This window comes from Chryseobacterium sp. GVT01B (assembly GCF_019970045.1).
Lineage (GTDB): Bacteria > Bacteroidota > Bacteroidia > Flavobacteriales > Weeksellaceae > Chryseobacterium.
The window spans coordinates 76,312-92,063 of record NZ_JAHXYI010000010.1 but is presented as its reverse complement, the minus strand read 5'-3'; the positions used below and the strand labels follow the sequence as shown (position 1 = coordinate 92,063).

Below are 15,752 nucleotides of genomic sequence, written 5' to 3'. Positions count from 1 at the left end.
AATATTATCTAAGGATCAGTGTGTAAATCATGTCTTCACCGGAAAAAGAATTTTTAGAGAAAATTGAAAAGCACAAAGGTGTTGTTTTCAAGATCTCTAAAATGTATATGGATAATAAGGACGATCAGAATGACCTCTATCAGGAGATCATCTACCAGGCCTGGAAATCATACGGTGATTTTCAAAAGAGAAGTGATTTCTCCACATGGCTGTACAGAACTGCGCTAAACACAGCAATTGTTTTCCTGCGAAGTGAAAAAAAACGTAGTTTTATACAGAATCAGAATGTAGATGGGCTGGGTGCCCGGCAGGAACCTTATAATGATACGGATGATGTGAATATGAAGCTGATGTATGAAGCAATTCATCAGTTGAGTCCTATTGATAAAGCGCTTATATTTTTCTTTTTGGAGGGTTTTTCCGGAAAAGAAATTGCCGTTCAGCTGGGAATTACTGAAGTGAATACAAGGGTAAAGCTGAAAAGGGCAAAAGAGAAGCTGAAAGAGATCATTACCAAACAGGGAACAGGTTCTTATTAAAAGATAAAAGGATGGAGCTAGACAATTTTAAAGAACTATGGAATAAAGATACAGGGAAGGAATCTCCTGAAATTTCTCTTGAAAAACAGAAGGAAATACATTCCCCGTTACAGATGCTGAAAGTAAATATGGAAACAGAGTTCTGGCTGATGATTGTAACGCTGCCTTTACTTTTAACCAATTTTCCGTTTGCTTCTGCTGATTCTAATATCAAAATCATATCCACATTTGTCACCATCCTGACCATTGTTATTATCGTCTATTTTTATTCCCGTTTTCTGAAATTGTACAAGCTGCTTCAAAAGAATAGTATTAATACAAATTATGATTTGTTTAATCTTAAAACCCAGCTTCTCATATCAAAAGAAATTTATATAGCCTACTATGTGTCCTATATTCCTCTTGGATTTCTTCTCTCTCTGATCAGAATTAATTTCCATTTTGAGATGGAATATAATCTGGCGATCTTCGGTTGCAGCCTTCTGATCACTTTGCTCCTGATTGCTTTTATTATAAGATACTGGATCTATTATATGTACGGAAGGTATATTGATGATGTGGTACGTTTGGTGGATGAACTTAACGAAATTGAAGTAAGCCCAAGACCGCAAAAGAAAAAGACATGGTTTGAGCGGTCACAGAAATTTTTCATGAATAAAATGGGGATCAAAGGAAATATTCTGAATACCGTGATATGGTTTGTTTCAATGTATATTTTTATCATTTTATTTCTGACACTCGTTTTTTTGATTGTCATAATAGCCGGAGCCAAGCTGAATTTTCTTGATATAGAATCCCTGCAAAGAGCCTTAAATAAGCTGAACTAGAAGTTTAATTTAATACAGAAGAACCTGACAGATTACCTGTCAGGTTTTTTTTATATAAAAATGTAACATTTCTTATTTTATTCTACTAACTGTGAAAAAATATCAAATACTATGAGAAAAAAGACTACTATTACTAAGGTTTTGGCCTTGGCGTTAGCAATTTCGATTGTTCCGGTTTCTGTTGCCAAAGCTCAAAACAGAGACAATACGGAGATTTCAGTTAAAAACCTTCCTGCAATTTCAATTTCGTCAGGAATGGGAATTTTTAGTGCAGATTTTAGCGGACAGAATATTTCATCAGATTTCCTGATTGGACATTTGGGTGAATGGTTGGGTACAAACGGAGATCATTCTTATAAACTTGTAAAAGAGAATAAAGATGACCTTGGAATCAGACATCTTGTGTATGAACATTACTATAAAAATATAAAAGTAATGGATGATATGATCCTGATTCATGAGAAAGGTGGAAAAGTTACCCATGTAAATGGAGAAATCATTACTGATATTGACTTTTCTACGAGCCAGCAGAAGCTTAATCCGCAAAAAATCAAATCTATTATTATTGCTGATCTTAATCCACAGGGAAAAATAAAGGTTTCTGATACTGAAATAGTCATTACGAAAGTAAATAAAGGGAGAAAAACTGCTATGTATTACACTTCCAAAGTAGAGGGACTTTCTTTTAAACCCCTGAAGGCGTTTACTTATTATATAGATAATGCAACAGGAACGGTTGTTAAGAAGAATTCAAGGATGCATGATACAGATACCCCATCTACAAGTACAACATATTATAAAGGCAATCAGTCTATTACTGTAGACTCTTATAATGGGCAATTCCGTTTGAAAGATAATGCGAGAAATATCCATACCCTAAACGGAACGAATCTGGATATAGATACGGTAAGCGGAGGGATCATCAATGTAGAAGAATATATAAATCCGGTAGCTAACTATACCGCGGCTGATACAAAGCCTGCTGTAGAAGTACACTGGGCAATGAAAAATGCCTATGATTATTATATGACAAGGCATAACAGAAACAGTTATGACGGGAATGGTGCAAAGATTGACAACTATTATAACTTTGATTTTGGAGGCCTTACAGGAGGAGCAAATGCAGCCGCTTTAGATACTCCTTTATATGGAGGAATAGTATGTATGCTTTATGGAAATGGAAAAATTTTTGGAGGTTTGTTAACATTTATGAACCCTGTTGTTGGGTTAGATGTTGCCGGACATGAATATTCACACCTGATTATCGGAAGAAACGGACTGGGAGGTTTGAATTATGAAGCAGAATCAGGAGCTATTAATGAATCTATTGCAGATATGTTGGGAACAGCCATTGAATTCTATTCAGGTGCTAACCCGAACTGGACAATAGGTGAGGGGATTCCGACAGCAAGTTTCCTTAATCCTACCCCAAGTCCCTATATGAGAAATATGTCTGACCCGAATAATGTAAGTCCCACCCCTCAGCCTGATACTTACCTGGGAACAAATTGGGTGAATACGGCAGATACGAGTGATACAAACGATCACGGCGGAGTTCATACAAACAGTGGAGTTGGGAACTATTGGTTTTATCTGTTATCACAAGGCGGTTCAGGAACTAATGATATTGGAAATGCCTATAATGTGTCTGGAATTACAATTGAAAAAGCAGAAAAAATTATCTATAGAGCTCTGATGAATTATATGACTCCTAATACAACATATCTGGATGCTTATAACGCAACAAAACAGGCTGTGACGGATTTGTATGGTGCTGCAAGTAATGAGCAGCAGCAGAATGTAAATGCATGGTATGCTGTGGGAATAGGAAACGGTGTATTATCAACAAAGGAATCTGTACGTAAAGAGAATGATCAGTTGAAAATATATCCAAACCCAGTTAAAGATGGCATATTTACCATTGAAAATAATAAAGATAATACTTCTGTTGAGATATTTGACGCTGCAGGAAGATTGATTAAACCTGCACAGAAATTAGATAAAGGAGTGAACAAAATTTACATAGAGAATACGCAAAAAGGAATCTACCTTTTGAAAATTACTTCGAACGGAACAATCATTTCCACTAAGAAAATAATTGTTGAATAAAATAGTATTCTGAGAAAATAATAAACTTATAAAAACACACAATGAGAGCCTGGCAGTATTTTTACTGTCGGGTTTTTTTATTTCTTTTGTAAAAACTGTAACAATTTTTTTAAATGAAAACTAACTCTATAGAGTAACAAATCATGACCTCATTAGAACAAGAGTTTATAAGTCAAATTGAACAGCATAAAGGAATCCTATTTAAGATTTCTAAAATGTATATGACTGAAAAGGATGACCGGGATGATCTTTTTCAGGAGATTACCTATCAGCTCTGGAAAGCATTTCCTGGTTTCAGAGGTGAAAGCGAATTTTCAACTTGGCTGTACAGGATCGCTTTGAATACGGCCATTATTTTCCTTAAGTCGGAAAAAAGAAGAAGCTTTATTGCTAATGAAGATTTTTCCAATCATATCATTGTACAGGAAGACTATGATTATCGCAAAGAAGAACGCCTGACCGAAATGTATAAGGCCATTCATCAACTCAATCCCATTGATAAAGCTTTTATATTCTACTATCTGGAAGATTTTTCAGGAAGGCAGATTGCAGAGCAGATGGGAATTTCTGAAGGAAATGTAAGAGTGAAAATGAACCGCGCAAAAAACAAACTTAAAGATATCTTAAGCCAAATAAAAACAAACAAACATTAAAATCAGTAATCCAATGAATATCGATGAATTGAAAAATACCTGGAACGAAGATATTATGGAGGAAACTCCTGAAATAAGTATAGAACAAAGAAATAAACTGAATCTTCCCCTTGAAAAAATACGTAAAAACATGCGTGTGGAATTCTGGTGGGTGATAGGAATTTTTGTTTTTGCATTTTTGGTTTGCTCAGTCTGCAGACCGTTTAAATTGCAATTATATATAACGGTTTTAATTGCTTCCATGCTTATTGTTACCGTTTTCTTTTTCAGCAAGTTCTTTAAACTGTATAACGAAATCAGTAATCCCGCGCCCAAAACCTACGATTCCCTGAAAGACCTGGTGATGCAGCTGAATCTGAATAAACAATATTATCTATCATACTATATAAGTTTTGCACCTTTTCTGGTATGTGAGATCCTTATTGTTCTGGAATTTATCCCATGGCCCAAACCTTTAAGTGAACTGAAAATTGCACTAATATTAATAGGTTCCGTGATTGGAGGATTGTTTTTGCTTTATCTGGCCGGAAAATTCTGGTTTCATCGTTATTACGGAAGATATATGCAGCATATTGAAAACCTCTTAGAAGAGTTGAAAAGTTAGAAAAGATTTCGGCGGGCTGAAAGCCCGCCGAAACTTTAAATTATTGTCCTTTATTGTCTTTTTCCTTAGCGATTTCATTTTTTATCCAATCCAGTTGCGGGTCTTTTTTGTCAATGATATCCTGCATACTTTCCGTAACCACTACATCAGGAACAACACCTTTCCGTGAGTCTGAAAATTTGATATTAGGCTGTACCAAAAGTAATCCGATAGGAAACCTTATTTCAGAATTTGGAAGTTTCTGATAAGAATAGAAACCTGCAACAGTACCATCGTTAGCGCCACCGGTTTCTTCACCTACCAGAGTTGCCCTTTTATCATTTTTAAGCTTAGCAGTAATAATAGAAGATGCTGAGAAGCTACCTCCATTGATCAATACAAAAACTTTTCCGTGGAAAGCTTGCTTATTGGGTTTTGTAGGTTTATCAGCTTTCATTTTATAGAAAACCTTTCCGTCTTTTTTATAGGTACTGAAAGCCTGTGCAAAGAAATAGCTCGGATAGGCAATACTTTTAAGAGCATATTCTAACGGATTGCTTTTTCTGAAGTAATTGGTACGCAGTGGAGTATCCCTTGACGTTACCTGAGAAGGTTTGATCAGGGTAAAAGGAGCTTCCGCCAAATAGGAATACAGGTTATTAATCTCATAGAGAGAACCTCCATAGTTATTTCGGACATCTATGATGAGGTAAGGAGCCTTGGCATCATTGATCTTGGCAAAGGTATTTTTATAAAACTTATCAGAATAATCTCTGGAGAAACTCTGTACCTTTATATAAGCTATAGTGCTGTCCTTGTCCAGAAATTTAAAACTTCTGTTATAAGAATTACTTGAAGCCACATAATCGTTCAGTTTCTTTTCCAGTGTCTTTTTCTGCATTTCTTTATCTTTCTCAAGATCAGAATCGGATTTTGTTTCTCTGTTTAAAGTATAGGTCCGTTTTTCTCCCTTATAAAGTGTTTCAAGAGTTGCTTTACTTCCCAAGCCGTTCTCTGCAGTGTAAAAATTAAAGAAAAGATCTTTTAAAAAATAGGGATGGAAGGTCGTATTGTCACCATCGCTGCTGATGAGAGTTCTGTATTTCTTTATATAATCTGAAACAGGAACATGGTTTATGGATAAAATCTCAGTCCCGGGTTGTATATGCTCAATGGAATCTCTGTTTTGAATAATATACATTTGATCGCCTGAAATATAATACTCGAAACGGCTGAACATGCCTTTCTGATGTTCCAGTCTTTTAAACTCTCTTTTGGTAAATTTCTTTCTGGGAATTCTCAATGAAAGATGCCCTTCACGGATTCCTGCAATGACAGGCTGAAGTTTAAAATAAAACTGAAGAGGAGTAAGAGATTCGGTGATGGTCTGTTTAAGACTGTCAAATTTATGTTCCAATTCCTTCTTGGGAATATACCAATATAATTGAGGATGCATTTGCTGTAATTTTGAATAAGCAAAGTCCACATCCTCTTTGAGTTGCTCCGGTGGAATACATGAGGCCCGCTGTTCGTTGTGTTTTCTTATAGAGGCACAAGACGAAAGTATTGCGAGAAGAAATATTACCGAATAATTTTTCAATATATCTGAGTTTTTTAAGGTGCTAAAATAGAAAGTTTAAAATTAATCATGACTTAAATGAATAATAAATTTTCCAAAATACGTGATAAATTTAGTTAAAAAATGTACTAAAACGGAATAAATTTTCATTTAAAGGCAAAAGTCAATACATTTGATATTTATTTTCTACAGATGATTTATTGGATTATTACGACAGTAGCTGTTCTTACGGTTACCTTTTTTATAGTGATCAATATGAAGGCGTTTGGCGGAGTGCCAAAAGGAAAGAGGCTGAAGCGGATCAGGCAGTCAAAACTCTATAAAAAAAGACAGTTTCAGAATATCAGCCATACCCCATCTATTACAGAAGGCTACAAAATGTCGAAAGTGACTTACGATTTCTTTTTAGGGAAAAAAGATCCGCTCTTGAAACCTTTAAAAGAAATACCATCCCTTCATACCGATTTAAAAAACATAGACAAAAAGCAGGATGTATTTATCTGGCTGGGACATTCATCTTATTATCTGCAGACAGACGGTATTTCTTTCCTGATTGATCCTGTATTGAGTTTATATGGATCTCCTTTTAAATATTTTAACAAGGCGTTCAAAGGATCAGATATCTTTAAACCTGAAGATATTCCCAATATTGATTACCTGGTGATAACCCACGATCATTTTGACCATTTGGATTATCCGACTGTAGAATCAATCAAAGACAGAACGGGAATGGCTATTTTACCTTTGGGAGTAGGAGCACATTTAGAGAGATGGGGATATGCTGAAAATTCGCTTATTGAAGAAGAATGGGGAACTGAAGTGAATCTGAAGAATAATATAAAAATTGTTTTTACCCCTGCCAGGCATTTTTCAGGCAGGAGAATCAGGCAGAATGATACCCTATGGAGTTCCTATGTTTTGATAACGCCAACAAAGAAAATTTTCTTGGGCGGAGACAGTGGTTATGACAGCCATTTTAAAACAATCGGTGACCAATATGGCCCTTTCGATTATGCCATTCTTGAGAACGGACAATATGGAGAAGCATGGAGGTATATTCATACACTGCCGGAAGATGTTATCCAGGCTGGTATTGATCTCAAAGCGGATCGTATCATCCCTGTTCATGCAGCCAAATTTGCACTCGCTCTTCACCCATGGAATGAACCTTTACAAAAGATAACTGCTCTTGGAAAAGAAAAAGGATTGAATATCCTCACTCCAATGATTGGAGAGGTAGTAGATCTGAATCAGCATGAACAGAAATTTACAGACTGGTGGGAAAGCTGATCAGGCATGCCAGATGTCTTTATATCGTACAGGATGGTTTTCAAACTGTTGTCGTACAAAATCACATTCCGGGTCTACAAGCAAATCTTTCTCTTCTGCGTAGCGTACAAGCTCATCCAGTAATAGTTTGGCGTATCCTTTTCCTTCACGCTCTTCATCAAGTTTCGTATAATACACAATAAGCAGTCTTCCGTCAACCTCTATGGACATATAACCTGCCTTTTTTCCATCAATAAGGAGCTGCAATTCATCCTGATATGGCGATACCTGAAACTTTATATTTTCCATGATAATGTAAGATTTGGTTGATAAAAAATAATTTCGAGAACTTTCCGAAAAACATTCTCTCCACTAAAATTACGAAATTAAATAATATGAAATAATAGTTTTCAGGAATCTTAACGAAATTTATAACATAATGATTAAAAGATAACAGATAACAGATAACAGATAACAGATGTTGTCGTTAAAATTCAATAGGGGTGGGTTTTAGCCCGCCTGATAATAAATTACCCATCCATTGGCTTTAGCCAAAACTTACAATATTTACTTTTTAAATCCCAATTTTAATTCCAATTTATTGATTTTCATTTGCTTATTGCCCCCCCCCCCTGTTTGATAAAATTAAATTGTATCTGATTATAATTTAAGATCAATAACATGTAATAATTTCATTAAAATGCATGAAATATTTCAAAGATAATCAGTTGTTTATGGTTTTTTTAACAAATATTAGTATTTGTAATTAAAACTTGGCACTTTAATTGAGTATGCCATCATGTTTAATTTTTAAAGGGGAATGAAATGAAAAAGTTATTATTAACAGTATTTTTGGTTGGGACATTCAGTTTGAGTTATGCCCAGTCAGATTATTATAACGATTACAGAAGAAGTATTTCGGATGTTAACTGGCAAAGAGTTGTTGCCGATCTGTTGCTGTCTACCACACAGGCCAATCAGATTTATGTACTCAATGACCGATATCGTGATTATGATAAATGGAATAGAGTATATGTTGTAGAGCCGGGAAGATGGAGAAACGACCGGTATTCGGAGCTGGAAAGAATCATGGGTAGAGAAAAGTATATCATCTTTAAAAAGAGATATTACAGAGGCCAAAACCCAGTGATTGTTTACGGTAGAAATAAAAACGATTATAAAAAATACCGTAAAGAACAAGAGAAGTATTATAAAAATCAGGAAAAATACTATAAAAAACAATCTAAACACCATGGCCGTGGTCATGGTCACGACGACGATTGGGATTAGATCACTATCAACTATATATTCACTTTTAAATGGCTGGCATCTTTTTGTCAGCCATTTTATTTTTTCCAATCTTGAATATTATTTTTATTTAGTTTGTTTGAATTTTATAACTTTGATCTATGGAATCACACGAATCACTTAAAGGTTTTTATGAAAGGAATGCCCCCAATCTGGCATCACAGTGTATTGGGGTCAGCAGGATGGGACACTTCAATGTATTTTCGCGGGAATACTGTTCTCCGTTGACTCCCTATAGCAGAAGAGATTATTATAAGATTTCACTGATTATAGGAAAAGGAAAGCTCCATTATGCAGATAAATGGATTAAGGTTGACCGGCCAGCTTTATTATTTTCAAATCCTATTATTCCTTATTCCTGGGAGGCAGATGATGAAGATCAGAAAGGCTGGTTTTGTCTGTTTACCGATCAGTTTCTGCATAACGGAAGCCGCATGGGAAACCTTCAGGATTCTCCGCTTTTCAAGATTGGAGGGACACCTGTTTTCTTTGTAGATGAAGAACAGCAGAGGATACTTTCTGATATTTATACGAAAATGATGACGGAGATTCAGTCGGATTATATTCACAAATATGATATGCTGAGAGCTTACCTTCACCTGATGATTCATGAAACCATGAGAATGCAGCCTGCAGAAAGTTTTGAGCCTTATCAGAATGCTTCACAAAGAGTTGCTTCCTTATTTATGGAACTTCTGGAAAGACAATTTCCCATTGACAGTCCTGAGGCTTTTTTAAAATTAAAAACGCCCAACGATTATGCTCAGAGTCTTTCCATCCATGTGAATTCTTTAAACCGTTCCGTAAAAGAGATCACAGGGAAAACTACCAGTCAGCAGATTACCGGAAGGATTATTCAGGAAGCCAATGCTTTATTGAAACATACAGATTGGAATGTAGCTGAAATTGCTTACGGATTGGGCTTCGAAGAACCCGCTTATTTTACCAATTACTTTAAAAAACAAACCGGAATTACTCCTAATGCCTTAAGAATGGACATTGTTTGAATTTTATAATTCTTGGTTTGAATTCTATATCGGAATTGGTTTCTTCATGTTCTAATTTTGTCTTGTAAAATTAAATCATACCTATCATGAAATTTAAAAAATTAGGAAACACAGACGAACAGTTATCAGCAATTGGTTTAGGATGTATGGGAATGAGCTTTGCTTATGGTCCTACAGATGAACAGGAAAGTATCAGTACTTTGCACAGAGCTTTGGATTTAGGCGTTAACTTCTGGGATACTGCGGATATGTATGCCAATGGAGAAAACGAAAAACTGATCTCTAAAGTGTTGGTTCCGAACAGGGATAAAATTTTTATTGCGACCAAATTCGGATTCAGGTTTAAAGATGGTAAAGCAAGCCACAGCGGAGCTCCGGGAACGTATTTTGACGGATCACCGGAATGGATCAGAAAAGCAGTAGATTTAAGTCTTCAAAGATTAAAAATAGATACTATTGACCTGTACTATGCTCACAGAGTGGATCCCAATGTTCCGGTAGAGGAAACAGTAGGTGCAATGGCAGAGCTTGTGAAAGCAGGAAAAGTAAAATATATCGGATTATCTGAAGCTTCGGCAGAATCTATCAGAAAAGCCAACAAGATCCACCCAATCGCAGCTTTACAATCAGAATATTCTATCCTTACAAAGGATGTTGAAAAAGAGATTTTGCCAACCATCAGAGAACTGGGAATTTCTTTAGTCCCTTATTCACCGCTGGCAAGAGGTCTTTTTACCAATATTTATGATGTACAGAATCTTGGTGATGATGATTTCAGAAAATCACTACCGCGTTATCAGCAGGAATACCTTGAAAATAATACCAAACTAGCTAACGAAATTAATGAATTTGCAGCTTCTAAAGGTGTAAAAGGAACTCAACTTGCCCTGGCCTGGGTATTGAATCAGGGAGACGACATTATCCCGATTCCGGGTACCAAACGAATTAAATATCTGGAAGAAAATATTGCAGCCGTCAATATAGACCTTTCGCAATCAGATCTGGATACTATTGATGCCATTCTGAAAAAATACCCGAATGTAGGGGAAAGATACACCGAAGGCTCAATGAAACTGGTGAACAACTAAAGATTACGATACAAAAACTGAGTTCCTGCTTATGATGGGAGCTCAGTTTTTTTGTTATTATTCTCACTGAGAATGTATAATTAATGAAAAAAACTAAATTATGAACAGAAGAGAACTATTAAAGAATGGTTTATTGGCAGGAACATTAAGCATGATTCCTTTTTCCAGGATATTGGCAGAAACTCCAAAAATCACTGAACAAACAGGTGATGATCTTTCCGGTTTTAAAAAGTTAAAGCTTGGAGAACTGGAACTTTTTGTTCTTACAGACGGATATATTCATGAAGAAAATCTTAATGCATTTGCTCCCAGAGGAACAGTTTCTGAGCTGAAATCAATTCTTAAAAATAATTTCAGACCGGAGAATTACATTGATATGGCCATGAATATTCTGTTGGTTAAAACAACGAATAAACTCATTCTGTTAGATACCGGAATGGGTATTTTTGCTGATGAAAGAACCGGATTCTTATTAAAAAGTCTCCAAAAAGCAGGTTTTTCACCAAAAGATATTACAGATGTTTTTATCTCCCATGCCCATCCTGATCATATTGGAGGCGTAATTGATAAAAAACAGAATCTGGTTTTTCCGAACGCCGGTATTTTCATTTCAGAAACTGAACATGACTTTTGGATGAATGCTACTATCAAAGATTTTAATAATAGTGGTTTGAAAAAGCAGCCTGAATTACTCAATCAGATTATTCCTGCTGTTCAAAATATTCTTAAAACCATTCAGCCGAAACTTAAGTTTTATGACCTGAATAATCCACTTTATGACAATTTCGGTTTTCAGCTGGCTCCCGGCCATACTCCGGGTTTAACGGTGACAACCATTTCTTCAGGAAATGAAAAACTGATCTACATTGCAGATTTGATTCATTCCGATGTAATTCTTTTCCAACATCCTGAATGGGGTTACTTCGGTGATACTGATCTTGATCTTGCGACCGCCTCAAGGAAAGATCTTCTGAAACAATTGGCAGATACTAAAACCAGAGCATTTGCCTATCATTTACCCTGGCCGGGTCTTGGATTTACAAAAACAAAATCCGGAGCATTTGAATGGTTCCCGGAAAGTTTTATGAATTAGGTAGTAGGTTGCAGGTAGTAGGTTGCAGGTGAGAGGTAATAGGTAGCAGGGATTAGGGATTCGCTGACTAGGATTAATAAATACGTACTCAATATTCCTCTCCCATGGAGGGGTGGCAAAAATTCAAAGAATTTTTGACGGGGTGGTTAATTAAACGAAATAATTACCACACGCATAACACAATCAATAGAAGCGGACTTTAGTCCGCTTTCATAACAAGGCTCATTCATAGGGCTTTAGCCCAAACTTATAAAACAACCGATCCTCCCATGGAATAGGAGGATTGGTTTCAACATAAGAAAAAATTAGAGTTTTATAGTCATCAGGCTTCTCCAAAAACCAGCTCAGGAGAATATAGCTTTCTGAACATCAGATAAGTCATCGTAAGTACAGAGAAAGCGACTATTGCATCTATTGTAGCTGGAAAACCCAGTACCGCAATTTTTGAGAAGAAAGCAAAAATAATATCGAAAAACATTCCTGCAAATACCCATTCTTTCAATCTCATTAATCTGTTGGGAAGGAGGAGAACAAGAACTCCTGAAATTTTAAATACGCCCAGTATATAAATAAAATGAGGCGGATAACCAAGTTGCCGAGTAATGTCCCATACGACAGGATTTTTTGTAAGTTCAAAGAAACCGCTGGCTCCGAACCATAATGATATAAAAATAGCTCCCGCCCAATAGATGATTTTTGTTGTTTTTGTTTTCATTGTAGTATTATTTTTAGTTGTTATTATTAATATATTGTGTGAAAATTATTTGAAAATTGTTTTTGCTGATCCTGATATCTCTCCCGTTTTTGGATTTTGAATAAAAGCTATAACTTCCCAGTTTTCAGGAGAAAAACCTTCCGGAAGTTTAAATGTGGTTGTTCCTTCCAGCTGCTTATTCAATGAGATCTGATTTTGCTTGTGAACAATCTGCCAATGATGCAGATGACGGCCTTCATTTTCGCCTTTTCCTACCTGAGTAGAAGAATGTTTTTCAACAAGATTAACAAGAAGTATATTCTTAGGGTCGGTTGCAGAGGCTTTATACTGTACATTGATTTCCTTCTGAGAAATGTTTGCTGATAGTCCTACATTTGTTTTTTTAGAGGAGAATAAGACTTCACGGATTGTATTTTTGATATTGGTTTCATCTGACCCTACAAATTCTGTTTTTCCATTGACAACCAACTGAGGGGTATAAACCTGTGAATTTAAAATACGGCTGTATTGCTGTTGTCGCTGTGAGTTCTCAGCACTACTGAACCGGTCTTTCCATCCAAGTCGGTTCCAGTAATCAACATGGTAGGAAAGAAGATAAACAGGCTCATCTTTATATTCCTTTTCAATTTTCCCCATCAGTTCATCAGCGGGAGGACAGCTGGAACAGCCTTCTGAAGTGAAAAGTTCCAAAACGGCAAAACCATTTTCTGTAGTTGATTGTTGTGCTGTTTTTTCTACTTTATCTTGATAAATAAATGCTGAAGTAGCAAATAATAACGCAGTGAAAGCGCTTACTGTGATTAAGTTTTTTAGTATCATGTCTTTTAATTTGATTCAAAAGTAGATACTACGGAAAGGCGGAAGAATACAAAAATGGTTCAACCGGACAAATCAAAAGGTGAATACGGAAATTGCGAAGGGGAAGGATTTTAAGGCTGGAAGCTGGAAGTGGGAGGCTGGAAGTTTTTGGAGTGTGAAAAGGAATAGCGTTTTATTTTTTTAGATATAAGCAGGAAGAAGCTTAAGAAATTGATACAATCAAATAAGGAATAAAAAAGAAAACCCTGATCATATCAATCAGGGTTATAATTTATTTAAAAAGTTCTGAATATTAGAATGACTTCAAGTACTTCCAGCTTCCTTACTCTTTATCTGTCTTCCAGCCAGGTAAAAAAGCTATGAGTTTTCTCTTTATTAATAAGAAGTTTTTCGGGAGTTTCAACAGTGAGTTTTACCAATATTTTACGCTGAAAATAATGTTCCATTTCCTTAATCGCTTTGAAATTCACGAGATATTGCCTGTTAACCCTGAAGAATTGTTTATCAGAGACCTGTTCCGCGACTTGCCCCAAAGGCTGGCTAAGGGAAAACTGCTCTTTACCGAATGTTACCAGATGAGTCATTTCATTATGGATATAAAAATAGGCAATGTCTTCCGTAGGAATTGTAGTGTATTTTTGATTTTTAAAAACCAGAAAATTACTCTTACCGGTAGAAACAGGCTGGTTAATTTTTTGGATCAACAATTCCAGGTCAGGAAGGTCATTCTTCTGAAAGAATTTTTTCAGTTCGTCAACCTTTCTCAAAGCTTCAGCAATATCTTCTTTGGAAAATGGTTTTAAAACATAATCAACGCCCTTGCTCTTAAAAGCATCCAGCATATACTGATCAAATGCCGTACAGAAAACCACCGGGCATGTAATGTCCACCGATTTGAAAATCTCGAATGAAAGTCCGTCCGAAAGCTGGATGTCCATAAAAATGAGATCGGGTTTCACGTCTTTCAAGCCTTCAATACTTGTTTCGACACTGTCGTAAACACCCAGTATCTTAGAATCAGGTTTTAAATCTGAAATTAAATTCTGAAGGGATTTTGCAGCCCTGAATTCGTCTTCAATAATGATGATATTCATGAATTAATGGTAGTTTTATCTGAAAATTGTTTTCGTCTGAGTTAATAGTAATTTCCTTTTCCAGCAAGTGTTTGTAACGCATTTTAATATTGTCAAGTCCTACTCCCAGAGAGTCTTCGGTATTCATCTTTCGCTGTATAGGATTTTCAATCACAATTTGGCCATCAGCGGTATATATTTTAATGTGCAGAGGCTTACTTTGTGAAACAATATTGTGCTTGATACAGTTTTCCACCAAAAGTTGAAGCGTAAAAGGAGGAATAAGCGTTTGATCCGTTTCTTTTCCGAGATCGTTGGTAAACTTAATCCCTTCACCAAAACGTGCCTTCTGAAGAAAAAGATAAGCATCTACTATCTTCATTTCTTCCTGAACACTGATCAGGTCGAGTTTTCGGCTTTCAAGTGTAAACCGGTAGAAATCTGAGAGTTTTACAATGAAATCAACCGTTTCTTCGTCATGCGTTTCTGCCATTAATTTCAATGTATTCAAACTGTTAAAGAGAAAATGCGGGTTGATCTGTTGCTTCAGTAATTCGTACTGAGCCCCTAAATTATCACTTTTTACCTTCTCCAGTTCAAGCTGTATCTGTTGGCCCGTATAATTATTCTGAAGAAGTGTCAAAAACATATAACAAACCAGATTGATTAAAATTCCTCTTACTTCAACCATCAGCATTACCGGACCAAAATTGATATGAGATAAAATAAGCTGCTGAATCCAGGCAAGTCCAAACATAATTACCATTCCGAAAGCCAGTACTAACATCAATCTTGAGTAGGAGATATGCTGTCTTCGTTTTGCGGTACGATTTAACATATAAATATTGACATACCACATGATGATGGAAAATGCTGCTGTAATGGCTGAGTTGACTATCGCTTCTTTCCAGTTGAATTCATGAGAAGCAAGTTGAGGAACAGAAGATAAAATACCCAGAAAAATGGAGCTTATCCAGATAATGGCTTGTGAAATTTTTATTTTTTGCTGTTGCATGAAATATGCTGATTTGAAAAGGTTAAATTAATGCTTTTTATTGAAAATATTATGATAAATAGTGAAAGAGGAGTT

At 35.8% G+C, this 15,752-nt stretch carries 16 protein-coding genes; 10 read left to right on the top strand and 6 right to left on the bottom strand.

Features of this window, described 5'->3' with window-relative positions; all coding sequences use genetic code 11:
• Positions 1-29: 29 nt before the first annotated feature.
• From LC457_RS21460 to LC457_RS21440, 5 genes are all read left to right on the top strand, one after another.
• Entirely contained in the window at positions 30-539 is a 510-nt protein-coding gene (locus LC457_RS21460; RefSeq protein ID WP_223601666.1) for an RNA polymerase sigma factor, read from the top strand.
• 11 nt (positions 540-550) lie between these two features.
• Complete coding sequence (locus LC457_RS21455) at positions 551-1,366, top strand: hypothetical protein (RefSeq protein ID WP_223601665.1); 816 nt, start codon at positions 551-553, stop codon at positions 1,364-1,366.
• A 111-nt stretch (positions 1,367-1,477) separates the two neighbouring features.
• On the top strand, positions 1,478-3,475 hold the full coding sequence (locus tag LC457_RS21450) for a M4 family metallopeptidase (RefSeq protein WP_223601664.1): 1,998 nt from the start codon (positions 1,478-1,480) through the stop codon (positions 3,473-3,475).
• 143 nt (positions 3,476-3,618) lie between these two features.
• A complete protein-coding gene (locus tag LC457_RS21445; RefSeq protein WP_223601663.1) occupies positions 3,619-4,128 on the top strand; it encodes an RNA polymerase sigma factor in 510 nt (169 codons plus the stop codon).
• Between the two features lie 13 nt (positions 4,129-4,141).
• Positions 4,142-4,732 (top strand): hypothetical protein, encoded by a 591-nt coding sequence (locus LC457_RS21440; protein WP_223601662.1) that lies wholly within the window; start codon positions 4,142-4,144, stop codon positions 4,730-4,732.
• Positions 4,733-4,772: 40 nt separating this feature from the next.
• Here the strand turns inward: LC457_RS21440 and LC457_RS21435 are convergent, their stop codons facing one another.
• A complete protein-coding gene (locus LC457_RS21435; protein ID WP_223601661.1) occupies positions 4,773-6,167 on the bottom strand; it encodes a S41 family peptidase in 1,395 nt (464 codons plus the stop codon).
• A 315-nt stretch (positions 6,168-6,482) separates the two neighbouring features.
• Here LC457_RS21435 and LC457_RS21430 point away from each other — a divergent pair, with 315 nt between their 5' ends.
• A complete protein-coding gene (locus LC457_RS21430) occupies positions 6,483-7,580 on the top strand; it encodes an MBL fold metallo-hydrolase (protein ID WP_223601660.1) in 1,098 nt (365 codons plus the stop codon).
• Here the strand turns inward: LC457_RS21430 and LC457_RS21425 are convergent, their stop codons facing one another.
• A complete protein-coding gene (locus tag LC457_RS21425; RefSeq protein WP_047385514.1) occupies positions 7,581-7,868 on the bottom strand; it encodes a GNAT family N-acetyltransferase in 288 nt (95 codons plus the stop codon).
• A 516-nt stretch (positions 7,869-8,384) separates the two neighbouring features.
• Between LC457_RS21425 and LC457_RS21420 the strand changes: the two genes are divergently transcribed.
• The 4 genes from LC457_RS21420 to LC457_RS21405 all read left to right on the top strand — a co-directional run bounded on the left by LC457_RS21420 (position 8,385) and on the right by LC457_RS21405 (position 12,055).
• On the top strand, positions 8,385-8,849 hold the full coding sequence (locus LC457_RS21420) for a hypothetical protein (RefSeq protein ID WP_223601659.1): 465 nt from the start codon (positions 8,385-8,387) through the stop codon (positions 8,847-8,849).
• Between the two features lie 119 nt (positions 8,850-8,968).
• Positions 8,969-9,874, top strand: a complete 906-nt coding sequence (locus tag LC457_RS21415; protein ID WP_047377614.1) for an AraC family transcriptional regulator — start codon at positions 8,969-8,971, stop codon at positions 9,872-9,874.
• A gap of 86 nt (positions 9,875-9,960) precedes the next feature.
• A complete protein-coding gene (locus LC457_RS21410; protein WP_223601658.1) occupies positions 9,961-10,962 on the top strand; it encodes an aldo/keto reductase in 1,002 nt (333 codons plus the stop codon).
• 100 nt (positions 10,963-11,062) lie between these two features.
• On the top strand, positions 11,063-12,055 hold the full coding sequence (locus LC457_RS21405; RefSeq protein ID WP_223601657.1) for an MBL fold metallo-hydrolase: 993 nt from the start codon (positions 11,063-11,065) through the stop codon (positions 12,053-12,055).
• Positions 12,056-12,377: 322 nt separating this feature from the next.
• On the opposite strand, the gene LC457_RS21400 is transcribed toward LC457_RS21405, so the two are convergent.
• The 4 genes from LC457_RS21400 to LC457_RS21385 all read right to left on the bottom strand — a co-directional run bounded on the left by LC457_RS21400 (position 12,378) and on the right by LC457_RS21385 (position 15,677).
• A complete protein-coding gene (locus LC457_RS21400) occupies positions 12,378-12,770 on the bottom strand; it encodes a DoxX family protein (protein ID WP_223601656.1) in 393 nt (130 codons plus the stop codon).
• A gap of 45 nt (positions 12,771-12,815) precedes the next feature.
• Positions 12,816-13,589 carry a thioredoxin family protein gene (locus tag LC457_RS21395; protein WP_223601655.1) on the bottom strand — a complete coding sequence of 258 codons (774 nt, stop codon included), beginning with the start codon at positions 13,587-13,589 and terminating at the stop codon, positions 12,816-12,818.
• Between the two features lie 329 nt (positions 13,590-13,918).
• Positions 13,919-14,683, bottom strand: a complete 765-nt coding sequence (locus tag LC457_RS21390) for a LytTR family DNA-binding domain-containing protein (RefSeq protein WP_223601654.1) — start codon at positions 14,681-14,683, stop codon at positions 13,919-13,921.
• On the bottom strand, positions 14,664-15,677 hold the full coding sequence (locus LC457_RS21385; protein ID WP_223601653.1) for a sensor histidine kinase: 1,014 nt from the start codon (positions 15,675-15,677) through the stop codon (positions 14,664-14,666). Before LC457_RS21385 ends, LC457_RS21390 begins: the two co-directional genes overlap by 20 nt.
• Positions 15,678-15,752: the final 75 nt, after the last annotated feature.